This is a genomic window from Lignipirellula cremea (genome assembly GCF_056501455.1).
In genome coordinates, this window is record NZ_CM151415.1 from 3,524,835 (window position 1) to 3,551,033 (window position 26,199).

General features: G+C 65.6%; 15 protein-coding genes. 9 read left to right on the top strand and 6 right to left on the bottom strand.

The genetic code is table 11. From position 1 onward, the window contains the following. Positions 1-30 precede the first annotated feature (30 nt). The 4 genes from SH602x_RS13950 (at position 31) to SH602x_RS13965 (ending at position 9,577) form a co-directional block, all read left to right on the top strand. A complete protein-coding gene (locus SH602x_RS13950) occupies positions 31-2,301 on the top strand; it encodes a CehA/McbA family metallohydrolase (protein WP_479472889.1) in 2,271 nt (756 codons plus the stop codon). A gap of 88 nt (positions 2,302-2,389) precedes the next feature. Further along, positions 2,390-6,526, top strand: a complete 4,137-nt coding sequence (locus SH602x_RS13955) for a DUF1553 domain-containing protein (protein WP_479472890.1) — start codon at positions 2,390-2,392, stop codon at positions 6,524-6,526. Positions 6,527-6,546: 20 nt separating this feature from the next. Further along, positions 6,547-7,938 (top strand): DUF1501 domain-containing protein, encoded by a 1,392-nt coding sequence (locus SH602x_RS13960; protein ID WP_479472891.1) that lies wholly within the window; start codon positions 6,547-6,549, stop codon positions 7,936-7,938. Positions 7,939-8,167: 229 nt separating this feature from the next. Continuing rightward, the gene (locus tag SH602x_RS13965) at positions 8,168-9,577 is read left to right on the top strand and encodes a neutral/alkaline non-lysosomal ceramidase N-terminal domain-containing protein (RefSeq protein ID WP_479472892.1); all 1,410 of its coding nucleotides are present in this window, start codon (positions 8,168-8,170) and stop codon (positions 9,575-9,577) included. 126 nt (positions 9,578-9,703) lie between these two features. Here the strand turns inward: SH602x_RS13965 and SH602x_RS13970 are convergent, their stop codons facing one another. The 3 genes from SH602x_RS13970 to SH602x_RS13980 form a co-directional block, all read right to left on the bottom strand. Next, positions 9,704-10,126 carry a hypothetical protein gene (locus SH602x_RS13970; RefSeq protein WP_479472893.1) on the bottom strand — a complete coding sequence of 141 codons (423 nt, stop codon included), beginning with the start codon at positions 10,124-10,126 and terminating at the stop codon, positions 9,704-9,706. A gap of 141 nt (positions 10,127-10,267) precedes the next feature. Continuing rightward, the gene (locus tag SH602x_RS13975; RefSeq protein ID WP_479472894.1) at positions 10,268-11,344 is read right to left on the bottom strand and encodes a DUF1559 family PulG-like putative transporter; all 1,077 of its coding nucleotides are present in this window, start codon (positions 11,342-11,344) and stop codon (positions 10,268-10,270) included. Positions 11,345-11,878: 534 nt separating this feature from the next. Continuing rightward, entirely contained in the window at positions 11,879-12,958 is a 1,080-nt protein-coding gene (locus SH602x_RS13980) for a DUF1559 family PulG-like putative transporter (RefSeq protein ID WP_479472895.1), read from the bottom strand. Between the two features lie 366 nt (positions 12,959-13,324). Between SH602x_RS13980 and SH602x_RS13985 the strand changes: the two genes are divergently transcribed. Together SH602x_RS13985 and SH602x_RS13990 are read left to right on the top strand one after the other, a co-directional pair. Beyond that, positions 13,325-15,142, top strand: a complete 1,818-nt coding sequence (locus tag SH602x_RS13985; protein WP_479472896.1) for a GNAT family N-acetyltransferase — start codon at positions 13,325-13,327, stop codon at positions 15,140-15,142. A gap of 39 nt (positions 15,143-15,181) precedes the next feature. Next, complete coding sequence (locus SH602x_RS13990; protein ID WP_479472897.1) at positions 15,182-16,540, top strand: PQQ-binding-like beta-propeller repeat protein; 1,359 nt, start codon at positions 15,182-15,184, stop codon at positions 16,538-16,540. Positions 16,541-16,706: 166 nt separating this feature from the next. On the opposite strand, the gene SH602x_RS13995 is transcribed toward SH602x_RS13990, so the two are convergent. Continuing rightward, a complete protein-coding gene (locus tag SH602x_RS13995; RefSeq protein ID WP_479472898.1) occupies positions 16,707-17,285 on the bottom strand; it encodes a type 1 glutamine amidotransferase domain-containing protein in 579 nt (192 codons plus the stop codon). A gap of 80 nt (positions 17,286-17,365) precedes the next feature. Next, a complete protein-coding gene (locus tag SH602x_RS14000) occupies positions 17,366-18,367 on the bottom strand; it encodes an HAD family hydrolase (RefSeq protein WP_479472899.1) in 1,002 nt (333 codons plus the stop codon). 345 nt (positions 18,368-18,712) lie between these two features. On the opposite strand from SH602x_RS14000, the gene SH602x_RS14005 reads away from it, so the two are divergent. Both SH602x_RS14005 and SH602x_RS14010 read left to right on the top strand, forming a co-directional pair. Next, positions 18,713-20,365, top strand: coding sequence for an arylsulfatase (locus SH602x_RS14005; RefSeq protein WP_479472900.1), 1,653 nt, complete (start codon positions 18,713-18,715; stop codon positions 20,363-20,365). Between the two features lie 368 nt (positions 20,366-20,733). Beyond that, positions 20,734-22,206: a carbohydrate porin gene (locus tag SH602x_RS14010; RefSeq protein ID WP_479472901.1), complete on the top strand. Its 1,473-nt coding sequence runs from the start codon at positions 20,734-20,736 to the stop codon at positions 22,204-22,206. 13 nt (positions 22,207-22,219) lie between these two features. On the opposite strand, the gene SH602x_RS14015 is transcribed toward SH602x_RS14010, so the two are convergent. Next, positions 22,220-23,413 carry an LptF/LptG family permease gene (locus SH602x_RS14015; RefSeq protein ID WP_479472902.1) on the bottom strand — a complete coding sequence of 398 codons (1,194 nt, stop codon included), beginning with the start codon at positions 23,411-23,413 and terminating at the stop codon, positions 22,220-22,222. 124 nt (positions 23,414-23,537) lie between these two features. On the opposite strand from SH602x_RS14015, the gene SH602x_RS14020 reads away from it, so the two are divergent. Then, complete coding sequence (locus SH602x_RS14020) at positions 23,538-26,198, top strand: ArnT family glycosyltransferase (protein ID WP_479472903.1); 2,661 nt, start codon at positions 23,538-23,540, stop codon at positions 26,196-26,198. Position 26,199 lies beyond the last annotated feature (1 nt).

Genomic DNA, 26,199 nt, shown 5'->3' on the forward strand with positions numbered 1-26,199 from the left:
CGCCCTCTTCCCTTCCGCGAAGTTCATCTCATGAACGCTCCTCCGCGCACGATCCGGTCGTTCTCTGTAACGGCGACGCTTCTCGGCACGGTCGCGTCGCTGTTTGCGGCGTCTCCTTCTTCGTTCGGCAATCAGACGGCGCCGCTACCGCAGGCGGAGCAGGTCGATCGACAGCCCCTGCTGGCCCAGGTGCAGCGCGTGGCGGAGACACTCGACCAACTCGGGTCGCCTCTCTCGAACGAAGCGCTGGCGGAACTCGCAGCGATCAAGGAACTGCAGGATGACGCCGAAGCGACGCGACGCGTGCAGGCGCTGCTCGACCCGCTCTGCCTGGCGGCGGTCGAGCTCGCACCCGAAGGCGCTCCCCAGGCGACGCCGGGCCCGGCGGATCGCAGGCTCGGCGACCAGAGCTGGCGGACGTACCTGGTGAAGATCGTGAACGCGGAGGGACTCGACGGACCGCTGGTCGTTTCCAGCCCCAACGCTCAGCCGATTCCCCGTTCGCCGGCCGAGGAAGTCGCGTCGCGATGGATGGACCTGACGCCGGTCGAGAAGCAGCCGATGAAGCGGAACCTGGGCGGCCTGCCGCTCGAATATCGCGTCGTGCAGATCGCCGGCTACTCGGTGGGGAAACGCGTCGGCGAGTTCGTCTTCGTCGCGGGCGAGGGGGAGGCGGCTTCTCCGCCCGGCAAGCTCTCGCTCGATTTCGAGATCGCGCCCGCGGCGGAGGTTCGGTTCCGCGTCAGCGACGAAAAGGGGCAGCCCACGATCGCCTGCTTCGAGATCCGCGACGCCTTAGGCGCCATCTACCCCGCGCAGTCGAAGCGTCTGGCCCCCGACTTCTTCTTTCAGCGGCAGACCTATCGCAAGGACGGCGAGACGCTGGCGCTCCCCGTGGGCAAGTATTCGGTCGTCTGCTCCCGCGGGCCGGAGTCGATCCCGGAGACTCGGGAACTGACCGTGCGCGAGGGGATCAACGAGTTCGCCTACAAGGTCGAGCGGTGGATCGATCCGTCGGTGCGGCATTATTGGTCGGGCGACCATCACATTCACGCCGCCGGCTGCGCGCATTACGAGAACCCGACGCAGGGCGTCCAGCCGGAGGACATGTTCCGGCATATCGTCGGCGAAGACCTGAAGGTCGGCTGCTGTCTGACGTGGGGGCCCTGCTTCGACTTTCAGAAGCGCTTCTTCACCGGCGCCGTCGCGGAGCAGTCGCAGTATCCCTATCTGCTGCGGTACGACGTGGAGGTCTCCGGCTTCGGTTCGCACCAGTCGGGACACCTGAACCTGCTCAAGCTGCAGGAGCAGATCTATCCGGGCGGCGAATCGAAAGATCACTGGCCCACGCTGGGGCTCAATACGCTGCGGTGGGCCAAGCGGCAGGGCGCCGTCTGCGGACCGGCTCACTCGGCGAACGGTCTCACCCGCACCGTCGGCCGCGCGCCGGATACGGAGGGGCTCGACGGCCCGGGAGGATTGCCTTCGTTCGACGTGCCGGCCTACGACGGCATCGGGGCGAACGAGTTCGTCGTCGACGTCACGCATGAGGTGGAAGGGCCCGACGGTTCGCTCGTCCCGGCGGTCGACTTCATCTCCGCGATGGATACCGACCGCAAGGCGGAGTGGAACATGTGGTACCACGTCCTGAACTGCGGCTACCGCGTCGCCGTCAGCGGCGAGACCGACTTTCCCTGCATCTACGGCGAACGCGTCGGCATCGGGCGGGTCTACGCCCGGGTCGACGGAGAGTTGACCTTCGACGCCTGGGTCGACGCTCTCGGTCGGGGGGAAAGCTACGTCAGCGACGGAAGCTGCCACCTGATGGACTTTCAGGTGACGACCGACGCAAACGACAGCGCTTCGACTTCTTCGGGCGGAGAGACCGCGGCGCTGGAGCGAGGCAATGCTTACGTCACGGTCATCGTCGCCGCGCGTCGTGAAGGGGCTCCGGAGCTTCCGGTGGAATTGATCGTCAACGGCTATCCTGTCGCGGAGCAGATGATTCCTGCCGATGGAGAGGAGCGAACGCTGAAGTTCGAAACGAAGCTCGACCGGAGTTCCTGGCTCGCCGTCCGCGTCACGCCTCACGCCCACACGAACCCCGTGTACGTCCTCGTCGACGGCAAGCCGATCCGGGCGAACGCCGCGAGCGCGCGATGGTGCCTGGCCGGCGTCGAACAGTGCTGGCTTACGAAGCAGAAGACTTACGCCGAAGCGGAGCAGGCCGACGCCTCCGCCGCCTACGAGCATGCCCGGCAGGCGTATCGCCGGATCCTGGCGGAGCATGGGGAGGAGTAGCGGAGGGCCTCGGCGCGTGCAATCGGCGGCGACAGTCGTCATGATGGGGAAGCCTGCCTGCGTCTCCCTCCTCTGAAACTCCTCCCGCATGAACCTTCCGCGCCTTGCGCATCGGTCGCACGCCCGGTATGTCGCGGCATGGCTGGGCCTGTCGCTCGGCGCCGCGACTCTCGCGCTGAGCGAAGAACCGCAGGGAGACGTCGCCAGGCGGGAGTTCTTCGAGAACCGTATTCGCCCGGTCCTCGTCGAGTCGTGCTACGAGTGCCACAACAGCGCGACGGCACAGGAAGGGGGCCTCGCCCTCGACCATCGCGCGGCGCTGCTGGCCGGGGGAGATAACGGCGTGGCGGTCGTGCCGGGCAAACCGGATGAGAGTCGCCTGCTGAAGACGCTGCGGCATGAGTTGTCCGGCCTCGAGATGCCGCAGGGAAGCGACAAGCTCGACGCGCAGGCGATCGCCGACTTCGAGAAGTGGATCCGCGACGGCGCGTTCGATCCCCGCGACGAAGCGCCGGCGGAAGAACTGGCCCAGGCGACTTCGTGGGAGAAGGTCTTCGCCAGGCGGAAGGAGAGCTGGCGATTCATGTCGCCGGTCGCATCGCCCGAACCGGCCGTCGCTCGCGCGGACTGGCCGGCAGGATCGATCGACCGGTTCCTGCTGGCGAAGATGGAACAGGCGGGGCTCGAACCGAGCGAGGAGACCGACCGCCGGACGCTGCTTCGCCGGTGGTCGTACGTGTTGACCGGGCTTCCGCCGACGCGGGAAGAGATCGCCGCGTTCCTTGCCGACGAAGCGCCGGACGCCTACGAGCGGCAGGTCGATCGGCTGCTCGATTCGAAGAGCTTCGGCGAGCGCTGGGCACGCCACTGGATGGACTGGCTGCGCTACGCGGAGACGCATGGCAGCGAAGGCGATCCCGCCGTTCCCTTCGCGTGGCGCTTTCGCGACTGGCTGATCCAGTCGCTGAACGACGACGTGCCGGTCGATCGGCTGATCGCGGAGACCGTCGCCGGCGACCTGCTGCCTCATCCGCGGATCGACGAAGCGGCCGGCATCAATCTCTCGGCGATCGGCCCGGCGCAGTTTCGCTTCGTGCAGCACGGCTTCGCTCCGACCGACGCGCTCGACGAGAAGGTGCGGTTCACCGACAACCAGGTCGACGTCGTGACCAAGGCCTACCTGGGCCTGACCGTCGCGTGCGCCCGATGCCACGACCACAAGTTCGACGCCATCTCGCAGGCCGACTATTACGCGCTGTTCGGCATCGCCGCGAATTGCCGACCCGCGACGATCACGATCGATACGCCAGATAAGGGTCGAGCCGTTCGCGAAGAGCTGTCGCAACTCAAGCAGAAAGTCCGCGCCGCGCTGGCGGAGGACTGGCTCGCCGCGGCGGAGGCAGTTCCGGAAGCGTTGCAAAACGCGGCGGAGCGTCCCGCATGGCAGACTTCCATCGAAGCGGCGAAAGCGCCGATCGAACCGCTGCATATCTGGCGAGAGTGCGGACCGCTCGAGGGCGATGCGCTCGCGGCCAGGTGGAAGTCGCTGGCCGAAGGCTTCGCCGCCAGTCGCGAGCGATTAGCGTCTGTCGAAGCGAGCGAGCCGGGAACCGACAACTTCCGCCATTGGTCGCTGGGAAAAGCGAAAGACTTCTCCGCGTGGATCCGCCATGGCACGGGTCTCGCGAACCAGACTCCTGCGCCTGCCGGCGATTTCTTCGTCAGCCCGGACGGCGAGCGTGCAATCGACGGTCCGTATCCTGCCGGGCTCTATTCGCATTCGCTTTCGAGCAAGGAGAGCGGCGTCGCCGGTTCGCCGCGCTTCGAATTCGACCGGCGATGGATCTACCTCAGGACGATCGGCGACGGCGATGCCCGGGCACGCTACGTCGTTCAGAACTATCCGCGGAACGGCACGGTCTATCCGGTCGAATCGCTCAAAGGGGGCGACCTTCGCTGGATCCGCTGGGAGGTCGACTACTGGGCGGGCGACGAAGGTTATCTGGAGGTTTCGACCGCCGCGGATCAGCCGGTCGTCGGCGATCCGAAGCGCGATCGTAGCTGGTTCGGCGTCGTCGAAACCCGCTTCGTCAGCGACGAAGAAATCGCCGCCGGCCAGGAGCCGCGCGACGAGATGGCCGAGTTCGTCGCGCCGTTGTTCGACGACCGCGCCGGGCCGACGGATGCAGCCGAGCTCAGCCGTCGCTACGGCCAAGCGCTGGAAGCCTGCGTCCGGGCGTTCGCCGAAGATCGTATGACCGACGAGCAGGCGCTCTTCCTGCGATCCTTCGTCCGCGCGGGGCTGTTGCCGTCGAAGCCGGAAGAGTTGTCGAAGGCGGGCGAACTGATCGCGCGGTATCGCGAGGTCGAGGCGACGCTGCCCGTGCCGGTAAGGGCGCCCGGCGTGCTGGAAGGGGAGTCGCGCGATCAGCCGCTGCTCGTTCGCGGCGATCATAAGCAGCCGGCGGATCCGGTCGAACGTCGCTTCGTCTCGGCGATCGACGCTTCGCCCTATCAGTCCCCCGGCAGCGGACGCCTGGAACTTGCGCGAAGCCTGATTGACCCCGCCAATCCGCTCACGGCGCGGGTGATGGCGAACCGGGTCTGGCAGCACGTCTTCGGACGGGGCATCGTCGCGACGCCCGATAACTTCGGCGTGCTGGGCGAACAGCCGACGCATCCCGAGCTGCTCGATACGCTGGCCGTGCGCTTCGCTCAGGAGGGCTGGTCGCTGAAGCGGCTCGTGCGGGAGATGGTCCTGTCGCGAGCCTTTCGCCAGAGGAGCGTCGCCTCGGAATCAGCCATACGACTCGATCCGGAGAATCGGCTCCTGTCCCACATGCCCGTGCGCCGGCTGGAAGCGGAAGCGGTTCGCGACGCGCTGCTGGCGACGTCGGGGCGACTCGATGCGACTCCGTTCGGCGAACCGTCGGCAGAAAACTCCGGCAGGCGGAGCGTCTACGTCGATCAGCGTCGGACGGCCATGCCGCCGTTGCTTTCCGCGTTCGACGCCCCGGCGCCTTTCTCGACCGTCGGACGCCGCGACGTCACGAACGTGCCCGCGCAATCGCTGGCGTTGCTGAATGACCCCTACGTGATCGGGCTGGCGACTGCCTTGGCGGAGCGACTGATCCCGGACCCGCCGGCTCTGAACGGCGAATCGCGAGCCGCGGCGATCGACGCCGCGTTCGAAACCGCCTTCGGTCGCCTGCCGCAGCAGGATGAACGGGAGGCGCTGCTCGCTTACGTCGCATCGTGCGAAGCGGCAGCGAAAGAGACGCAGCAGCGAGCGAAGGATCTTCAGGCCGAGCTTGCCCGGCTGCGAAGCGATCGGGAGGCGTTGCTGGCTCCCGCGAGAGCGTCGCTCGCCGGCGCTTCCGCGGAGACGTCGCAACCGGCGGCGTCTTCGCTTCGCCCGATCGGGCTGTGGGAGTTCGACGTCGACGGACGGGATTCGGTAGGCCCGCTGCATGCGAAGCTGCACGGAGCCAAGGTCGTGGAGGGCACTCTGACGCTGGACGGGAACTCGTACGCGAGCGCGGGCCCGCTTCCTGAAACGCTGGGGGCGAAGACGCTCGAAGCGTGGGTGACGCTGGCCGATCTCGATCAGCAGGGCGGGGGCGTACTGTCCGTGCAGACGAAGGGGGGCGAATCGTTCGACGCCATCGTCTTCGGCGAACAGCAGCCGCGGCGATGGCTCGCCGGCAGCGATTTCTTCCGACGCACCAAGTCCTTCGACGGGCCCGACGAAGCGGAGGCGGAAGAACGGCCGGTCCATCTGGCGATCGCTTACTCCGCGGACGGGACGATCGTCGCGTATCGTGACGGGAAGCCTTACGGCAAACCGTACAAGTCCGAGCAACCGCTCCAGTTCGAGGCGAACCAGGCGGAGGTCCTGTTCGGCCTGCGTCATGGCCCGCCCGGCGGCAACCGCATGCTGAAGGGGCGAATCCTTCGCGCCGCGCTGTACGACCGGGCGCTAAGCCTGGAGGAAGTCGCGCTCGCGGCTAAAGCGATGCCCGCGTTCGTTTCCGAGGCGGCAGCGCTCGCGTCGCTCTCCGAAGATCAGCGCCGGCGAATCGCGGATCTCGATCGACGGCTGGCCGAGGCGTCGAAATCGCTGGAGGCGATCCCGCTGCGCGATCGGACGCCCGATCCGCGAAGAGCCTGGGCCGACCTCGCCCTCGCGCTGTTCAACCTCAAGGAGTTCGTCTACCTGCGATGACGCGACCAGAAGCCAGATACGTGACTCGCCGACAGATGCTGGCGCGCGCTTCGACCGGCTTCGGCCTCGCCGCGCTGGCAGGGCTGGTCGGCGCTTCGTCGCGCTCCGCTCTGCATGCCGCCGATCGGGTCGCGAAGGCGAAGCACGTCATCTTCCTGTACATGTCGGGCGGCGTGTCGCATGTCGACTCGTTCGATCCGAAGCCCCGGCTGAACGCCGATCACGGCAAGCCGATGCCGCTGCCGCTGGAGCGGACGCAGTTCGACAACGTCGGCACGATCTTCGGCAGTCCGTTCGAGTTTCGCAGGCACGGCCAGAGCGGCATCGAGATCAGTTCGATGTTTCCGGAGGTCACACGGCATGCCGACGACCTGACCGTGATTCGTTCGATGACCAGTTCGGTCAACGAGCATGCGCAGGGCAACTACTTCTTCCATACCGGCTTTCCGTTTCAGGGGCACCCCAGCGCGGGCGCGTGGATCGGATACGGCTTGGGAACGGAGAACGAGAATCTGCCCGGGTTCGTGGTTCTGCAGAGCGGCGACGCGAGCGTGCCGCACGGCGGCGTGGGTCTCTACAGCAGCGGCTATCTGCCTGCCGAGCGACAGGCGTCGCTACTCAGGATCGACGAAGCGGAGCCGGTGCGGAACATTCGTCCGCGGGAGAGTGACGCGGCGCAGCGCCGGCGGCTCGACCTGATCAACGGCTTCGATCAGGCGTACGCGGAAGAGACCGGCGACGCCCAGGTCGAAGCGGCGATCCGTAACTACGAAACGGCCTATCGCATGCAGACCGCGGCGCCGGAGGTCTGCGACCTGTCAGGCGAGAGCGAAGCGACGGAGCGGGCATACGGTCTCGACTCGTCGGATCCGAAGCAGGCGGCGTACGGTCGGCAGTGCCTGCTCGCGAGGCGACTCGTCGAGCGGGGCGTGCGGTTCGTGGAACTCTCGTGCCTGACGTACGGCATCGGCGCCGGCAACGGACCCAATCCCTGGGACCAGCATGGCTCGCTGAAGGAGGGGCACGCGAAGATGGCGTCGCAGGTCGACCGTCCGATCGCGGCGCTGCTGGCCGACCTGAAGCAGCGAGGGTTGCTGGACGAGACGCTGGTCATCTGGGCCGGCGAGTTCGGTCGAACGCCCTTCTCGCAGGGGAGCGACGGCCGCGACCACAACCCGCAGGGCTTCAGCGTCTGGCTCGCCGGCGGCGGCATGCGAGGCGGCACGGTCCTCGGCGGAACGGACGAGTTCGGCTACCGCGCGATCGAGAACCCCTGCACCGTTTACGACCTGTGGGCGACGGTTCTGCATCAGATGGGCGTCGACCACGAGAAGCTGACCTACCGCTACGGCGGCCGCGACTTTCGCCTGACCGACGTGCATGGCCGCGTGCTGCGCGATGCGATCGCCTGATCGGCGGGCGCGATCGCGTGAACGGCGCGGCGATCCACTGCGCGGCGTGTTCATGCCCGACGAACGATGATTCTCGCCTTGAAACGCAGGAGGAGCGCTCATGCTCATCGCACGACTGATGGAGAGTAGACGGTCTGGCGCAACCTCGAAGACGTCCAGATCGAAGCGGAAGGCGCTTCGAGCGATCCGATGCGTCGCCGCTTCTGCCGCGTTAGCCGCGGGAACCGTCGTGTCCGCTTCCGCCTTCGGGGCCGATCCGGCAGGTCTGCGTGCCGGCGCCGCGGCGGTCGACGTCACGCCGCAGCAGTTCCCGATCAACATGCCGGGCGGGTTCGGCGACAACCCGGCGCAGTCCGCCCACGATCCGCTGCACGCCCGGGCTCTGGTCCTCGCGAGCGGCGAGACGACCGTCGCCATCGTCGTGGTCGACAACCTCGGGCTCGCTCGCGAAACGGTCGAAGAGGCGAAGGCTCTGGCGTCCGAGCGCTGCGGCATCCCGCCCGAGCGCATGCTGATTTCCGCCACGCATACCCATAGCGGTCCCCCCTCGAACGTGAAGGAGGGGCCCGAGCCGGCAGTCGCTTATCGGTCGCGGCTCGTCGACGGCATCGCCGAATCGATCGTCGCAGCGCACGAGAACCTGCGACCCGCCGAGGTGGGCGCGGGGGTCGAACCGCTGGCGGAGGAAGTCTTCAATCGTCGCTGGTTCGTGAAGCCGGGCGAGATGAACCCCAATCCGTTCGGCGGCGTCGACCTCGTGAAGATGAATCCCGGAACGGCTCCGGCAGGGCTCCTCGCGCCTGCCGGTCCGACCGACCCCGACGTGACGGTTCTGGCCGTCGACGACGCCGAGACGCACAAGCCGCTCGCCCTGTACGCGAATTACTCGCTGCATTACGTCGGCGGAACGCCGGCGTCGCAGGTCTCCGCGGACTACTTCGGGGAATTCGCGCGGCTCATGCCGTCGCGGCTGGGAGCGGGCGAAGGATTCGTCGCGATGCTCTCCAACGGAGCCTCAGGCGACATCAACAACATCCCCTTCGGCGTCGGTCGGGCGCCGCGAGAACCGTTCGAGCAGATCCGTCTGGTCGCGATGAAGACCGCCGACGCCGCCTGGAGGGCCGATCGTTCGATCGGACGGCTCGACCCGAACGCGACGATCGACATGATCGAGCGGACGGTCACGCTCAAGACGCGAAAGCCGTCGGCGGAAGAGATCGACCGGGCGAAGCGGATCCTCGCGATCGAAGACGAGGCGGAGAAGGCCGCGCTGCCTCGCCTGGCGGACGTCTATGCTCGCCGCACGCTGGGCATGGCCGAGGGGCCGGAGACCGTCGACGCGAAGGTGCAGGCGATCCGCATCGGCGACGTCGCGGTGTGCGGGCTGCCGTTCGAGACGTTCTGCGAGATCGGCCTGGAAGCGAAACGCCGCAGTCCGTTCCCGACGACGATCGTGGTCGGCATCGCCAACGGCTACGAAGGCTACCTGCCGACGCCCGAGCAGCACCGACTGGGCGGCTACGAGACGTGGCTCGGGACGAATCGCGTGCAGCTCGACGCCTCCGTTCTGCTGACGGAAGCGATAACCGGCATGCTCGACGAACTGGCCGAGCGACAGAAGCAGGCGGCGGCGAAGTAACCGGGGCGCCGGCGATAGAAGGAACGAGAGCCTACGAAAAGAGCCGCGACCGGCGAAGGGTCGCGGCTCTTTTTCTACGCTTCGTCGGCGCTCCGGAAGAAGCGCCTTGAACGGGGTTCCGCGAGCTTACTTCGCGAGTTCGATATCGAGAGTCTGGGAACCGCCCTTGATGTCGATCTCGTTCGTGGAGACCTTCAGTCCTTCCCACTCCGAAGGCGTCGGCAGGTCGCCTGGCTTGGGCTCCATGCCGGCTGGATAGGCGGCGGGCGGCGCCATGTAGGTGACGGAGTTCTTGCCGATGGGCACGCCGTCACCGGAAAGGTCGTAAGTGCCGTCCGACTTGACGGCGGTCATCGCCGGCTTCGATCCGCCGCCGATCGGGGCGAAGCTGAGCGTTCCCGCGGTGACAGGAGCGCCGTTCGCCGTCACCTTGCCGGTGACCGAGGCGCGGTTGGAGTCGCCGCAGCCGAGGACGGCCACCAGCGTTCCTGCCGCGAGCGCTACGGCGCCGAAATTCCAGTTGCCGATCCCTGCATGTCGAGTGTTCATGACGATCCGCGTAAGAGAGGTTGCGAACTCTGTGATTTGAAAGAATCGACGCCGCGTCAGACGCGGCGTCGATACGATTCGCGACGAGCGCGAGAGTCAGGTTATCCGACGGCGTGCGCCGATGCACGAGCTTCCGTCAGCTTACGGGAGCTGCAGCGACTCGCCGCCGCCCCGGGTGCCGGCTGCACGATAGGTGAGGACGTCGACCGTCTCGGCGACGAATCGAACGCTGCCGTCGCCCATCGCGAACTGGCTTCCGCCCGGGTGCTTGCTGCCGAAGCAGGCGTCGGCGGGCAGCGGCTGGTCGCCGGCGCCGGCGGTCGGGTTCGTGATCTGCGAGTTGATCGGATAGAACCGGTCGACGAACCGGAACACGCCGGCGCCGCCGTTCATGCCGCTGCAACCGGCTCCGTTGTTGCCGGACGCCCAGATCGGGAACTGTCCGCTGTTGACCTGATTGGAGCGGTTGACGTTACCGTTCGTGACCTCGCCGAACATGATCGTATTGCTGGTGCCGTCGAACATGTCCGCCAGGCGGGTGGCCCAGTTGGTGTCGTTGTCGTTGGAGTAGGTGAAGGCGCCCTGCTGGGTCGAACCCTTCCACTGAGCGCAGCCGAAGATCGTACCGATCTGCGTGCTGGAGGTCGTCGGCAGGTCGTCCGACGGCCCGATGCTGGCGCAGTAGTTCGACTTGCCGTAACGGTTGTCGTCGAAGCGGGGAAGTCCGTCCGAGGGGCAGATCCACATCGGGATCACCGTCTGAGCGGCGGTCCGGATCGGCCCGGCGGAACCGCCGTTGATGTCGTGGCAGACCGGCGGCGGGCCGGTGGAGTTGTAACCGTCGATGTTGGAGCTGGCGCCGAGCGGCGGCGGAGCGATGTTCGGACCGCTGCCGTTGTTGGCCGGGACGTACATGCCGTTGGCGACGAACAGGTCGTAGGTCGGCCCCTGCTCGACGAACGGCATCATGAACGTACGCCAGCAGAAGTTGGCGCCGTCGTCGTCGTACATGCCCAGCGGCAGGTTCTTGTACGTGTCGTAGTGGTTGTGGGCTCCGATGCCGAGCTGCTTGAGATTGTTCGAGCAGGAGGAACGGTTGGCTGCTTCACGAGCCGCCTGGACGGCGGGCAGCAGCAGCGCGACCAGCACGCCGATGATGGCGATAACCACCAGCAATTCGACGAGCGTGAACGCGGGACGAGGAACGCGATGCACCATACGGGATCTCCTCACAGAAAGGCGTCGCTCGGACCCGGCGGATAGAACGGAATAGAAAAATTCCCTGGGGTTCGCCGAACCCAGCAGCGACAGAGACGAAGACGAGAGCGGAGTCCGAACGAGCCGGAATCCGACTAGTAACATGAGCGAGACAAGCGAACGCGCGTGAGGGCGACTGACGCCCCCGTGTTCCACGGAATTCTTATCGACGTTTCAATATTATGCAAAGGCTGGACGAGTCGAGAATGCGTCGAATTCAGGCGCTGATTGTGAGGTAAGGCCGGATGCCGATCGCTAACGCCATCGAGCCGGCGAATGATGGCGAACTCCCTGCCGTTGTCGCATTTTGGGATCGTCCGCCGAATTTCTTCGGCGTAATCGAATGTGCGCCTCGCAAAGCGTTACCGCGTCTACGGGGCGGAAGAAACTTGCGAAGCGGCGGAGCGGCCCGCTGATAAGTCGGAAAAGTGTGCAAGCTCCGTCCGGCGCTGCATGGTCTGCCGGCGCCGGACGGTCGATGGACGAGGAGCGTGACTACGGCAGTTGCAGCGCTTCGCCGCCGCCACGCGTGCCCGCGGCACGATAGACGAGGACGTCGATCGTCTCGGCGACGAACCGGACGCTGCCGTCGCCCATGACGAACTGGCTTCCGCCGGAGTGCCTGCTGCCGAAGCAGCCGTCGGCGGCCAGCGGGTTATCGTCGATACCCGCGGTCGCATTGGTGATCTGCGAGTTGATCGGATAGAACCGATCGACGAAGCGGAAGACGCTGACCGCCGAACGCATACCGTCGCAGTTCGCGTTGTTGTTGCCCGAGGCCCAGATCGGGAACTGTCGCGAATTGACCTGATTCGGCCGATTGACGTTGCCGTTGGTGACCTCGCCGATCATGAACGTGTTGCTCGTGCCGTCGAACATGTCCGCCAGGCGGGTGGCCCAGTTCGTGTTGTCGTCGCTCGAGTAGGTGAAGGATCCCTGCTGGACCGAGCCCTTCCATCCGCCGCAGCCGAAGAGGTTCGCCACCTGGACGCTCGAAGTCGTCGGCAGATCGTCCGACGGCCCGATGCTGGCGCAGTAGTTCGACTTGCCGTAGCGGTCGTTGTCGAAGCGGGGAAGGCCGTCCGACGGGCAGATCCAGACCGGAACCACGGTCTGAGCCGCAGTGCGAATGGGAGCCGCAGACGTGCCGTTGATGTCGTGGCAGACCGGCGGCGGGCCGGTGACGTTATACGTATCGATGTTCGTGCTGGCCGCGACGGGCGGAGGAGCGACGTTCGGGCCGCTGCCGTTGTTGGCCGGGACGTACATGCCGTTCGTGACGAACAGGTCGTAGGTCGGACCCTGTTCGATGAACGGCATCATGAACGTCCGCCACGTGAAGTTCGTGCCGTCGTTGTCGTACATGCCCAGCGGCAGGTTCTTGTACGTGTCGTAGTGGTTGTGGGAGCCGATGCCGAGCTGCTTCAGATTATTCGAGCAGGAGGAACGGTTGGCCGCTTCACGCGCCGCCTGCACGGCAGGCAGCAGCAGCGCGACGAGCACGCCGATGATCGCAATGACCACCAGAAGTTCGACAAGCGTGAACGCTCGTCGAGGAGAGTAACCGAAACGCATCGAAAACCTCGGGGAAGACACAGGCGGGAAAGGAAGTCGGCATTACTCTAAATGAGCGCCGGATTACCGCAAGAGGAAACTAGGGCTCGTAAGATCCCTTTACGATTTTTCATCAAAGGAAACAGGTGCGTTCGGCTCCGAACGTCCCTGCCCTTCGTCATCGCGTTTGGATAGCTGAAGTCGGAGAGTCTAAGGCTGAATCCCGTCGCTAGACTCTTTCAACCATCTGGATCAGCGAATGGGCTCGCGCAATTTGGAAACTCGCAGGTTTCTTTAGCCTGTTCACGAATCGGAGAGCAGGACGTCGCTTTCTGCCTGCCGCGTCCGAACGATCCGGGCCGCTAGAATGCCCCGCTCAGAGGGAGAATGTCGGCCTCGACGGAGCAGGGCGCTGTGTTTCGCGTAAGAAAAGTCGCTGACGACGTACTTCCCGCCAACAGGTGGGCGATCGAGGAGGTCAAGGCGATTTACCGCCAGCGCTTCGCCGGCGCTCCGACGGAGGACGTCGACAAGCTCGGCGAGCGCTTGCGCGATCCGTTCGATCGCCGCTTCCGCACGAGTCTCTTCGTCGCCGAGAAGGGGCGCAAGCGACTGAGCGGCTTCGCGATCGTGCTCGACGAGCCGACGCTGCGGTTCGCCTATCTCGACTACATCGCGACGGAGAGCGCGACCGTCGGACGGGGCGTCGGGGCCGCGCTGTACGAACATGTCCGCGACGACGCCGTGACGCTCGGCTGCCAGGGACTGTTCCTGGAGTGCCTGCCGGAGGATGCGGGGCAATGCCGCGACGAACTGCTGGCGGAGAACGCGTCCCGACTGCGATTTTACGAACGCTACGGCGCGCGTCCGATCGTCGGTACGGCGTACCGGACCCCGGTTCCGGGGGGAAGTTCCGACTGCCTCCCGTACCTGGTTTTCGACGATCTCGACCGGGGCGAGGGACTTCCTCGTGATTTCGCCCGCGAGGCGGTGCGTGCGATTCTCGAGCGCAAGTACGGCTATCTCTGTCCGCCGGAGTACGTCGAGCGCGTCGTCGAATCGTTCGCCGACGATCCGATCCGGATCCGTCCGCCCCGTTACACGAAGAAGATCCCGGCGCATCCGATGGCGGAGCCGCATACGCCGCCGATCGCGATGACGGTCAACGACCGGCACGACATCCACCACATTCGCGAGCGGGGCTACGTCGAGTCGCCCGTGCGTATTCCGCGGATCGAGAGCGAACTGGCGCGGACGGACATCTTCGAGCGCCTGCCGCCGAAGGAGTATCCGCTCGACCCGATCCTGGCCGTGCATGACCGGGACCTGGTCGACTACCTGCAGCGAGCCTGTGCGGAGACGCCGATGGGGAAGTCGGTCTATCCGTATGTCTTCCCGCTGAGAAACGCCACGAGGAAGCCGGTCGAACTGTCGGTGCTGGCCGGGTACTACTGCATCGACACGTTCACGCCGATTCACCGCAACGCCTTCCTCGCCGCCAAGCGGGCGGTCGACTGCACGCTGACGCTCGCGGACGAGGTCCTGGCAGGGCGGCGCTTCGCCTACTCGCTCGTACGGCCGCCGGGCCATCACGCGGAGAGTCGCGTCTTCGGCGGGTTCTGCTACTTCAACAACGCCGCCGTCGCCGCGCAGCGAATGGTCGCGCACGGCAAGGTCGCGATCCTCGACGTCGACTATCACCACGGCAACGGCCAGCAGGAGATCTTCTACTCCCGGTCGGACGTGCTGACGGTTTCGATCCACGGCGACCCGTCGTTCGCGTATCCCTACTTCACCGGCTTCGCGGACGAACGGGGCGCCGGCGAGGGGGAAGGCTTCAATCTCAACCTGCCGCAACCCGAGACCCTCGACGGGGCAGGTTATCGGAAGGAACTCGCGACGGCTCTCGACGCCGTGCGCGCGTTCGGGCCGAAGTACCTCGTGGTTTCGCTGGGCCTCGATCCGGCGCAGGGCGATCCGACAGGAACGTGGTCGCTCCGCGGATCGGACTTCGAAGCCAACGGACGGATGATCGCCTCGCTCGGACTGCCGACGCTGGTCGTCCAGGAGGGAGGCTATCGCACGCGAACGCTGGGCGCCAACGCCCGACGCTTCTTCGAGGGCCTCTACTACGCCCCGCGCGGGAAGGCCGTGCCCGCCCGCGAGGCGGCACGCGTGCCTGGCGACGAGTCGCTAAAATCGTGAGTTGGTTGGTATACCTGACTCGACGGAGCTGCGGACCACATGCTGACGACCCTGTTCCTCTGCGCGGCTCTTGCCGCTGATCCATCTGCCGCGACCAGCGACGCCGCAGCGTCGGTTCCGCAGTGGCCCGCCTTCCTGGGCGTCGGCGCGAGCGAGTTCGATCCGGAATCGCTTCCCGTCGAGTGGTCGCCGGAAAAGAACGTCGCCTGGCAGGCGGAAATCCCCGGACATGGCCAGTCAAGCCCCGTCATCCGGGGCGACCGGGTCTTCGTCACGTCGGTCGAGGGGCCGAACAAGGAGACGCTGCACGTCGTCTGCTACTCGCTGGCGGACGGCAAGCTGCTCTGGGACGCGAAGCATGACTCGACCGCGCCGCAGAAGAACAGCCTCTACATCAGCCGTGCGGCGCCGACGCCGGTGATCGGCGAGGATCGCATTTACGCCTACTTCGAAAGCGGCGACGTGATCGCGCTCGACTTCGAAGGCAAAGAGATCTGGTCGAAGTCGCTCTCCAAGGAATACGGCGAGCCGAAAAACGAGTTCGGCCTGGCGGCGTCGCCCCTGCTGACGGACGACGCGGTCGTGATCCTCGTTGACGACCTTGGCCCCAGCTATCTGGTTGCGCTCGATCTCGCGACGGGCGAACCGAAGTGGCGGACCGAGCGAACCAGCCGATCGAGCTGGAGTTCGCCGATGCTGGTCCCGATCGCGGGCGAAACGCATCTCGTCGTCAGCTCCGCCGGCAGCGTCGACGGCTACGATCCGAAGACAGGCGAACTGCTCTGGTCGGTCGCGGGAACGATCGGCGGCAACACCTCCTCTTCGCCGAAACCGATCGGGCAGGGCCAGTTCCTGGTCGGCGCCTCGGTCGGTCGCGAAGCGGAGAACGCCGAAGGCGCGCGGCAGTCGAACGGCGTCGTGCAGATCGCCAAGGGGAACGACGGCTGGACCGCGAACTTCCTCTGGCGGACCGCCGACGCTCAGCCGACGTTCGCTTCGCCGATGGTCTACAACGGCTACGCCTACTGGATTAACCGCGTCGGCGCCGTCTATTGCTATGACGTCGCGAACGGCAAGGAGCAGTACGTCGAACGGTTGGGCGAATCGAGCTGGGCGACGCCGCTGGGCGTGGGCGATCGCGTCTACTTCTTCGGCAAGAACGGGGTGACGACCGTCATCAAGGCGGGACCCGAGTTCGAGAAGCTGGCCGAGAATCGCCTCTGGCCGACGGACGCTCCGCCGAAGGACGACAGCCTGGCCGAGGTCGAAGAAACCGATCCGCAGCGCCAGGCAGGCGCCGCGACGTTCTCCGGCACGACGCAGTACGGCATCGCCGCCGTCGACGGCAGTTTGCTCGTCCGCACGGGAACGATGCTGTATTGCGTGCGGAAGGAATAAGCTCTTCTTGTAGGGCAGGCGCCCCGCCTGCCTCTGCGACGGAAGGCGGTATAGGGCGATGTTCTGGCCCTTCCTTCTAGCCCTTCGGCTGGAGCGCCAGCATCGCCAAGCAGCCCGTCGTCAATCGACGGGCTGCTGACCTAGCGAGCAGTAATTCTCCAGGCGCCTACGCCTTGCTCCCGAAGGCCATCTGGCCGACGTGCTTCCCTTCGGCGAACTCTTCGACCGCCTTCGCGCAGAAGGCGTCGAGGTCGTCAGGCTTGCGACTGGTGACCAGGCCGTTGTCGACGTGGCACTCCTCGTCGACCCAATTACCCTTCGCGTTGATCACGTCGGTCCTCAGGCTGGGCCACGAGGTGACCGTGCGATGCTTCACGACGTCGGCCTCGACCAGCAGCCAGATGGCGTGGCAGATCGCGGCGACCGGCTTGTGCTCCTCGAAGAACGCCCGAATGAACTGCACGGCGTCATCGTTCATTCGTAGCGTGTCGGGATTCGCCAGACCGCCCGGCAGGCAGAGCCCGTCGAAATCCTCGGGCCTGGCCGAGCCGATGACCTGGTCCACGTCGAACTGGTCCCCCTTCTCGAAGTGATGCATCCCCAGAATCTTGCCTGGCTTCAGCGAGACCAGGACGGGCGTTCCGCCGGCAGCTTTGACCGCGTCCCAGGGCCGCGTCAGTTCCACCTGTTCGAATCCGTCCGTCGCCAGAAACGCGATTCGTTTGTTGTTCAGTTCGCGAGACATCGCAGCTTTCCTCCGTTCAAGAGTTCGAATGCGAACGTTTACGGCGGAGGAAATGCCGCAATCGGCGCGCCCGACGAGATCTACCTCGCCAGCTCAGGCGTCTTGAACGGAAAGACGGTCTTCCAGTTCTCCTTCATGCCGACGACGATCCAGCCGCGGTCGTGGGCCGCGTCGAGGGCGCGGGCGAGCTTGCCGATCTTCGATTCGCGATCGTAGGCGAATTCGCGCGCAGCGTCGTCGTGGTGGACGATCAGGCCCAGCCGCAGGCCCTCGCTGGACGTGACGTATTCCAGCATCTCGAAGTCGCCGTCCGAGTTGCCGAACGCGAGAAGGGGCCGGCGACCGATCGACCTGGCGATGCCGACCGGTTTGCCCGGGCCGTCGTCCATCAGATCGAGCGCGGGCTCGACGACGATCGACGACTTTCCGGCCTGATAGGCGTACTTCGCCTTGAAGGTCGTACCGACGACCTGCTCGGGCGGAATGCCGTAGACCGTTTCCGCGAAAGGGCGCATGAAGTTCGAGGTTCCGCCGGACACGATGAACGTCTTGAACCCGTTCGCCCGCAGGTACGCGAGCAGTTCGAGCATCGGCACGTAGACGCACTCGGTGTAGGGCTTGCCGAACTTCGGATGCTTCGCCGTGGCGAGCCACTCTTTGGCGGTCGCCTCGAACTGTTCGATCGTCAGTCCCGCGTGCGTCGCGGCGATGATCTCCGAAAGCCCCTTCTTTCCCGACGCCGCGAGCGCGGCGCGATCGCCATCGAGGACCGCCTGAAAGGGCTGCGTCGTTTTCCACTCGGGATGCTCGGGCGCGAGCGCCTTGACGCGATCGAACGCGAAGGCGAACTCGACGTAGATCGGCTGCTCGCACCAGAGCGTGCCGTCGTTATCGAAGACCGCGATTCGCTGCTCGACCGGAACGAAGTCCGGGCTCCCCTCCGTCGTCGTTTTCGCGACGAATCCCGTGATCGCCGCCTTGGCCGGACCCTCGTTCCACGAAGGCAACGCGTCGTCGGCGAATGCGCCGCGCGCGACGAGCGCCATGAGGAGGATCGCGAACGCTTTGAAGTGCAGAGACATCGTTTCGCCTTGGAGCGATAAGAAGAGACGCGAGCGAGCGGTCGGCAGAACGTCCGGGCTACGACTGAGCGAACGTCAATCGCCGGAAGATGCCGTCGGAAATGGCCAGGCGTGAAACTTCCTTCACGCGTTCCGCTCCATGCTAGCTAATGGTTTCCCTTCAGGGGTAGACTCTCGTTGCGGTCAGGGACCGACCGCTCTTTTCAAATCGCGAAGTTGGAATCGCGTTTCATTCTCTTTGCCCCGTCGACTGTTCGCGTTCCGCAGGCGTTCCCTCAGGCGCCTGTCACGGTAGACCGCAGCGCCTGAGTCCGACGCTGCGCACTTTTGCAGGAGACCGCTCCCATGATCGTCCGCTGGTATCGATTGTCTCTGGCCGCCGTTGCGTGCAGCCTGCTCATGATGGCCGCGCCGGCCGTCGCTCAACAGGCGAACGGCAAGAAGCCGAACATCCTGTTCATCGTCTCGGACGACACGGGTTACGGCGATCTCGGTCCGTACGGCGGAGGCGAAGGGCGCGGCATGCCGACGCCCAACATCGATCGCCTGGCGCGTGAGGGGATGACGTTCTTCTCGTTCTACGCCCAGCCGAGCTGCACGCCGGGTCGCGCCGCGATGCAGACGGGTCGCATCCCGAATCGCAGCGGCATGACGACCGTCGCGTTTCAGGGCGAGGGGGGCGGTCTGCCCGCCGCGGAATGGACGCTCGCCTCGGTTCTGAAGACGGGCGGCTACAAGACCTACTTCACCGGCAAGTGGCATCTGGGCGAAGCCGATTACGCGCTGCCGATCGCCCAGGGCTATGACGTGATGAAGTACTGCGGCCTGTACCACCTCAACGCGTATACCTACGCCGACCCGACGTGGTTCCCGGACATGGATCCGGAGCTGCGCGAGATGTTCGAGCGGGTCACCAAAGGATCGCTCTCCGGCAAGGCTGGCGAGAAGGCGACCGAGGACTTCAAGATCAACGGCCAGTACGTCGACACGCCGGACAAGGGCGTCGTCGGTATTCCTTACTTCGACGGCTACGTGGAAAAGGCGGCGCTGGAGTTCCTCGACGACGCGGCGAAGTCGGACGATCCGTTCTTCATCAACGTCAACTTCATGAAGGTCCATCAGCCGAACATGCCGCACCCCGACTTCGAGCATAAGTCGATGTCGAAGTCGAAGTACGCGGATTCGGTCGTCGAACTCGACGCTCGGATCGGAGCCATCCTTGACAAGCTCCGCGAGCTGAAGCTCGACCAGAACACGCTCGTCTTCTACACGACCGACAACGGCGCCTGGCAGGACGTCTATCCCGACGCCGGATACACGCCGTTCCGGGGCACCAAGGGCACCGTCCGCGAAGGTGGCAACCGCGTTCCCGCCATCGCCTCGTTCCCCGGCAAGATCCCGGCAGCGTCGAAGAATCACGAAATCGTCGGCGGGCTCGATCTGATGGCGACGTTCGCCGCCGTCGCGGGCGTGGAACTGCCCAAGGTCGATCGCGAAGGAGAGCCGATCATCTTCGACAGCTACGACTTGACGCCCGTTCTGCTGGGCGAAGGAAAGTCGCCGCGAAAGGAGTGGTTCTACTTCACCGAGAACGAACTCTCTCCCGGCGCCGCACGCGTCGGCAACTACAAGGCCGTCTTCAACATCCGCGGCGATAACGGCCAGGCGACGGGCGGTCTGGCCGTCGATTCGAACCTCGGCTGGAAGGGGCCGGAGAAGTACGTGGCGACCGTGCCGCAGGTCTTCGATCTCTGGCAGGATCCGCAGGAACGGTACGACATCTTCATGAACAACTACACCGAGCGGACCTGGACGATGGTCACCATCAGCGCCTCGATCGAGAAGCTGATGAAGACCTACATCGCGCACCCGCCCAGGAAGTTGCAAAGCGGAGTCTATACCGGCCCCATCACGATCACGCAGTTCCAACGACTGCAGTACGTTCGGGAGGCGCTGCAGAAGGAAGGGCTCAACATCCCGCTGCCGACGGGGAACTGAGCGAACCTTTCGACTGGCGATTCCTAAGTCGCGCGCGGCGCCTGGTCCTCGCGCGCGACTTATCGCCCACTCGTCCCGCCCGAAGCGACGCTCGCCGGGCGGGGAGGCGACCGGCAGGTCGCACGAGCCTTCCCATCGCTCCAGCCTGCCTGAATCCGATATTCGGCTGATCGAACGGGCGCCGCCGAGGAAGCGACTCAGATACCGCCGTTTTCGCGGCGGCGCTGATCGAAGCCGGTCAAGCTTTCCTGATCGATACGTAGGTCGCCGCAACTCGCGAATCGACGCCCAACACGGGGGGTTTGCTGGGACGAACACAGGATAGCGTCCGATGAGTGCAGGCAGCGACTTCCATGGAGGGAACGCCCATGTCGATGCACAAACGCGGATTGCATGCGCTGGCCTGGCTGTCATGTGCGACAGTCACCGTGGCGAGCGAGCCTCTCGATTACTTCGGTCCGTCGAAGTGGAACGCGGATGCCGTCGCGTTCGCGGACGACGGCGTCGTTTCGCCGTCGGACAGGCCCGCGCCCGCTTACGAGCCGGGACAGGTTCCGACGCCGGCTCCGATGCCCGCTCCCGCGCCGGTTCCGACGCCGGCGCCCGCCGCGCTTCCCGCGTTCGATTACGTCGCGCCAACGTACGCCTGTCCTCCGGTGACGCACGACTCGCTGTGCGAACGTGCGACGCTGCTCGGCGACTGGTGCGGCACGCGTCCGGCCATGGCGGAGAGCGGCATCGTCTTTCAGGCCGACGTCACGCAGTTCTATTACGGCGTCGCGTCGGGCGGACTCGATCGCGAGTTTCGCTACGGCGGGCACGGCGACTACGTCGCGAACATCGACGGCGGGAAACTGATCGGCGCCGAGGGATTGTTCGTCAAGATTCGGGCGGAGCACCGCTACGGCGAATCGCTCGCCGGCGCGACGGGCGCGCTGCTTCCTTCGAACGTGCTGGCCGATCTGCCCTCGCCCGCTAGCGAGAATCTCTACCTCACCGATTTCCTGTTCACGCAGGCGCTGTCGGAGAACTTCGCCCTGTATGCGGGCAAGCTTGACACGTTCGACGGCGATCAGAACGCCTTCGCCAGCGGTCGCGGCAAGACGCAGTTTTCCAACGTCGGCTTCGTCGTCAATCCGGCGCTCTTCAGAACCGTTCCCTACTCGACGCTCGGCGCCGGTTTCGTCATCCTCGACGAAGGGGCGCCGGTCTTCAACTTCGGCGTCCTGAGTCCGACGGAGGCGACCAAGGGATCGGGCTTCGACTCCCTCTACGAAGAGGGCGTCTTGCTGACCGCCGAACTGCGCCGGTCGTCGAACCTGCTCGGCTTCGCGGGCCATCAACTGATCGGGGGAACCTGGAGCAATCGGGACTTCGTCTCGCTGAATCAGGATCCGCGCATCGTGCTGCCGAACGTGCCGGTCGCTCGGCAGTCAGGATCCTGGGCGCTCTATTCGAACTTCGATCAGTACCTGGTTCATTACGACGACGAGGGTAAGACCGGGTGGGGCGTCTTCGGCAGGGCCGCGATCGCCGATGAGCAGACGAACCCGATCGGCTACTTTCTGAGCGCGGGCATCGGCGGCAACAGTCCCATCTGCGGGCGGCAGGCCGATACGTTCGGCGCCGGGTATTACTATTCCGGGACCAGTTCCGACGTGGGACCGATTCTGGAAGCGGGTCTCGGCCCGATCGGCGACGGACAGGCGGTCGAGATTTTCTACAACGCTCAGGTCACTCCCTGGCTGCACGTGACGCCTGACTTTCAGGTCGTCATGCCCGCTCGCGAAAGCGTCGACACCGCGCTGGTCGCGGGCATTCGGGCGAACGTGGCGTTCTAACGAATGCGAGCGCTTATCGCCGCATCACGAAGCGGAGCAGCACGACGCCGATGGCGCCGAGCGCCAGGTTCGCCGCCCAGATGGCGATCGGCGGCATGTCGCCTGACTTCGCCAGATTCAGCCCGAACATGAAGAACGGGTAATAGATCAGCAGGATCGGCAGAAAGCAGATGAAGAAGCTCGAAACGAAGTCGCCGTTTCGAAGCCAGAGCGCGAGCGGGGCGCCCATCATCGCGAAGAACAGGCAGCCGAAGCCGGTCGCGGTCCGTCGCTGCGGTTCCAGTCGCAGTCGGGCGAGGCGGTTCTCCATGTTGTCGACGGTGGCTTGAATCGCGGCGCCGTCTTCTTCGACCAGCGCTCCGAAGTTGCCCGTCAGCGTTTCGAACGCGATCTCGGCGGCGACGACGGCTTCGAGCTGGGTGATCGCGACCTTCTGATCGACGATATCCTGCGGGATCGACGCCAGCGGTCGATGGGCCGGGTTGTCGGAGATGTAGGCGCCGTCCTCGAACGACGCGCCCAGCGAGATCGGCTGGCTGATCTTGTCGAAGATCAGCGAGTCGCCCTTCGACGTGGTCATCTCGCCGTTGACGCAGTCGACGATCAGGGCGTTGCTCTCCTTATCGAGCGTCAGTTCCGCCGATTCCGCGACGATGCTGATCGTCGGGGCGTCGCCGCTGCCGAAGATCGTGAAGACGGGGTCGATCATCTTGCGACCCTCGACCTCGAGCACGGCGACGGAGAAGCGGTCGAGCGTGACCGAGCGGTTCTTCCTGAGGGCTCCGTAGGCGATCTCGTCGACGGCGTGCAGGATGATCTGCTGCGTTCCGTTGTAGCCCCAGGTGGCGCCCAGTTCGTAAATCCCGACGTTCACGAACGACAGGATCAGGCCCAGCACGTACACCGGCAGCAGGCACTTCCAGGGACTGATCCCGGCGGCCTTCATCCGGAGCGCTTCGTTGTCCGCCGAAAGGCGCCCGTACACGGCGCTGACCGCCCAGAGCCAGGTGGCAGGAATCGCGTAAACCAGAGCGTTCGGCAGCACGTAGGGAATGAGCTGCAGCACGTGCCCCGGCCCGAGTCCCTCCTGAATCGCTTCCTGCGCAAGTCCGACCAGCAGGAAGATGCCCGACAGTACGAACAGCACCACGAGGAAGCTGCGGAGCAGTTCCCAGAGGAGATACCTGGTGATGATGCCGGGAATCATGGCCGGTCGCGTCGCGGAAGGTCGTTCGGTTTCGCTCTTTACGCATTTCCCCGTTCCGCTGTAAATACCGCTTCGCGACGAAGGACTGTCGTGGGCTGAGGAAATGCCAGGAGGGCGAGGCGGCATGGCGACCGGGGATCGGGGGAAGCGTCGTCCAGCGACGCAAAAGGGCCAGCTCACGCTCGTGCTCGAGGAGACGCGGCCGCTCGCTGACGAGGAACGCGACAAGATCGAGAAGGCCGTCCGGAACAAGCGGAAAGACGTCGCGATCTCCGCCGTCTACTTCGTCTGCGAGCGCGTTCCGAAAAAGAAAAAGGACGAGGAGGGCGCCGAAGCCGCGCCGGAAACTCCCGTCACCAAGGGCGGGGCCAAGATCCTCTACGGCTCGCTCGGCGAATCGCTCAATCGCATCGTGGAAGAAGCGCCCGGCGAACGGGTCTTCTGGGCTCCCGCGTCGACCTCGGAAGAAGCCATCGCGCAGTACGACCGTCTGCTGGCGATGTCCGCCGCGGACGTTTTCGTCGCCGGCACGCAGCGTCGCTGGGAACTCTCCGGCTTCGAGCGTGCGAAGCGCGGCGTCGCCAACGGTCTCTATCGCATTTTCTGGGGCGTCCCGCACCGGGATCCTTCGGCCAGGATCGCGCTGTTCGACCGCGACTCGGCGATCGAATGGGGACCGCGGCTCGACTCGGCTCTGCCGCTCGCACAGCTTTCGGCGAACCTGGAAACCGCCGATCAGCCGGTCAGCGAAGTCGAACTGTCGCTGACGAAATCGGCGGCCAGGCGTCGCGGAGGCATCCTCCGTTCCTACCGTCGCTTCGCCGAGTTCTGCCGGACCTTCTGGTCGGAACGCCGGTTCCCGGGCGGCGAACAGCGCGATCACGAAGAACCGACGACCGCGAAGGCGACGGCCATTCATCTGGTCGTGCTCACGCTGGTCGCCGCGGCGCTCTTCTTCACGAACCTCTCGCACGCGCTGGTCGAACCCGACGAGACGCGGTACGCGCAGGTTCCGTACGAAATGGTTCAGACGGGCGACTGGCTCGTCCCGAAGCGTCAGGGCCAGCCGTTCCTCGATAAGCCGCCGCTCGTCTACTGGATGACCGCGGCCTGCTACGCCGTGCTGGGAACGCATGAGTTGTCGGCCCGGCTGCCGATCGCGATCAGCGCTCTGGCCTGCGTGCTCGCCTGTTACGGCTTCGGTCGATCGCTGGTCGGATCGCGTGCGGCGTTCATCGGGGCGCTGGCTCTCTGCCTGTGCGGCGGATTCGTCATCGCGGGGCGCTACGTGTTGACCGACATGACGCTGACGGCGTGTGCGTCGATCGCGTTCTGGAGCCTGATCGTCGCCTGCCGGCGCGAGAAGTTCTCCTGGGCCCTGTTCGCCGTCTGCATCGTCGCGGCCGCGCTGGCCGTCCTGACGAAGGGACCGATCGGGCTGGTGCTGACGCTGCCGCCCGCGTTTCTGCACTTCTGGCTGACCCCGACGCCGAATCGTCTGCGGTTCTTCGGCTGGTCGATTCTGCTCGTCGGCGTGGCCGCGATCGCGGCGCCCTGGTTCGTCCTTTCCACGATGAACCTGGAGGGCTTCGGCGTCTATTTCTGGTGGAAGCAGCACTTCGTTCGCTATACGAACGCCTTCGATCATCAGGAACCGTGGTGGTACTACGGCCCTGCGCTGCTCGTGGGCACGTTCCCCGCGAGCCTGCTGCTGCCCGGGACGCTCTACTGGCTGCTTACGCAGCGGAGCGCCTATCGCTGGTCGCGCACGTGGGAGATGGGGGCGCTCGCCCTGTATGCGGGGTGGGTCTTCCTGTTCTTCTCCGCGTCGAGTTGCAAGCTGCCGACCTACCTGCTGCCGGCGGTGCCGTCGCTCGCGCTCCTGATCGGATCGTTCGTCGATCGGGCCATTCTGCCGAAGGAAGGCTTCCAGATTGAAGGATCGCACTGGTACCTGCGGCACGTCCTGCGCGACGTCCCCTGGATCGCTGCCCTCGTGGCGCTCTCCGCCGGCGGCGCGATGGCCTACGCCCTGTACGTGATGGAGCCCGAGAATCGGACGTCGCTGATCGCGGTCGCGTCGGGCATCGGGGGCGCCGTGGTCGTCTCGCTGATCGTTTCGTTCGCGTTCAAGGCGAAGACCGTCAAGTGGAGCAGCGCCTTCGCGGTCGCCGCCGCCGTGTCGATCGTCGCCTTCGGTTACGTCTATCCGAAGGGCGCTGAGTATCGCAGCTACGTCCGGTTCGCTCACGCGGAACGCGAGGCGCTGGAGCTGAAGCTCGGCACGGAGGGCATCCCGGTCGTCTTCGTCGGGACGCAGCTCGACGGCGCCGGATTCACGCTGCCCGAAGGAACTTACGGCGCCGTACCTCCGACCGACCCGGCGTTCCTGATCGAACTGCTTCAGCACTGGGGCGAAGTCGTAATGGTCGCCCCGCCGGCCCGACTGGAAGAGTTGCAGGCCCACGCGCCTGCCATGCTCGCCATCGAAAGCCTGGGCGAGCGGAAGTTCGTCCACCGCGTGCGCCTGGGCGGAGCCGTCTCGAACGTCGCCGCGAACTGGCAGGGAGCGTCGCCCGGCTACGCGACGCCCGCGGGATACGCCGCTCCTCCTGCGCCATACGGGCAACCCGGCGTGCCGACGTACTACGGCCAGTCCCAGGCTCTTCCGCCCGGAATGCCGGCGACGCAAGGCTATCCGACGTACCAGGGCCAGCCGCAGAACGTCGGTCCCGCGACCGTGCCGTGGCAGGCAGCCGGACCCGGCGGATCGTTCCCACGGTAGA

Coding starts and splice junctions, on each gene's coding strand:
- SH602x_RS14005 (WP_479472900.1), top strand. CDS start 18,713: ATGATCGTCCGCTGGTATCGATTGTCTCTGGCCGCCGTTGCGTGCAGC.
- SH602x_RS13985 (WP_479472896.1), top strand. CDS start 13,325: ATGTCGGCCTCGACGGAGCAGGGCGCTGTGTTTCGCGTAAGAAAAGTC.
- SH602x_RS14020 (WP_479472903.1), top strand. CDS start 23,538: ATGGCGACCGGGGATCGGGGGAAGCGTCGTCCAGCGACGCAAAAGGGC.
- SH602x_RS14010 (WP_479472901.1), top strand. CDS start 20,734: ATGTCGATGCACAAACGCGGATTGCATGCGCTGGCCTGGCTGTCATGT.
- SH602x_RS13980 (WP_479472895.1), bottom strand. CDS start 12,958: ATGCGTTTCGGTTACTCTCCTCGACGAGCGTTCACGCTTGTCGAACTT.
- SH602x_RS13995 (WP_479472898.1), bottom strand. CDS start 17,285: ATGTCTCGCGAACTGAACAACAAACGAATCGCGTTTCTGGCGACGGAC.
- SH602x_RS13970 (WP_479472893.1), bottom strand. CDS start 10,126: ATGAACACTCGACATGCAGGGATCGGCAACTGGAATTTCGGCGCCGTA.
- SH602x_RS14015 (WP_479472902.1), bottom strand. CDS start 23,413: ATGATTCCCGGCATCATCACCAGGTATCTCCTCTGGGAACTGCTCCGC.
- SH602x_RS13990 (WP_479472897.1), top strand. CDS start 15,182: ATGCTGACGACCCTGTTCCTCTGCGCGGCTCTTGCCGCTGATCCATCT.
- SH602x_RS14000 (WP_479472899.1), bottom strand. CDS start 18,367: ATGTCTCTGCACTTCAAAGCGTTCGCGATCCTCCTCATGGCGCTCGTC.
- SH602x_RS13955 (WP_479472890.1), top strand. CDS start 2,390: ATGAACCTTCCGCGCCTTGCGCATCGGTCGCACGCCCGGTATGTCGCG.
- SH602x_RS13975 (WP_479472894.1), bottom strand. CDS start 11,344: ATGGTGCATCGCGTTCCTCGTCCCGCGTTCACGCTCGTCGAATTGCTG.
- SH602x_RS13950 (WP_479472889.1), top strand. CDS start 31: ATGAACGCTCCTCCGCGCACGATCCGGTCGTTCTCTGTAACGGCGACG.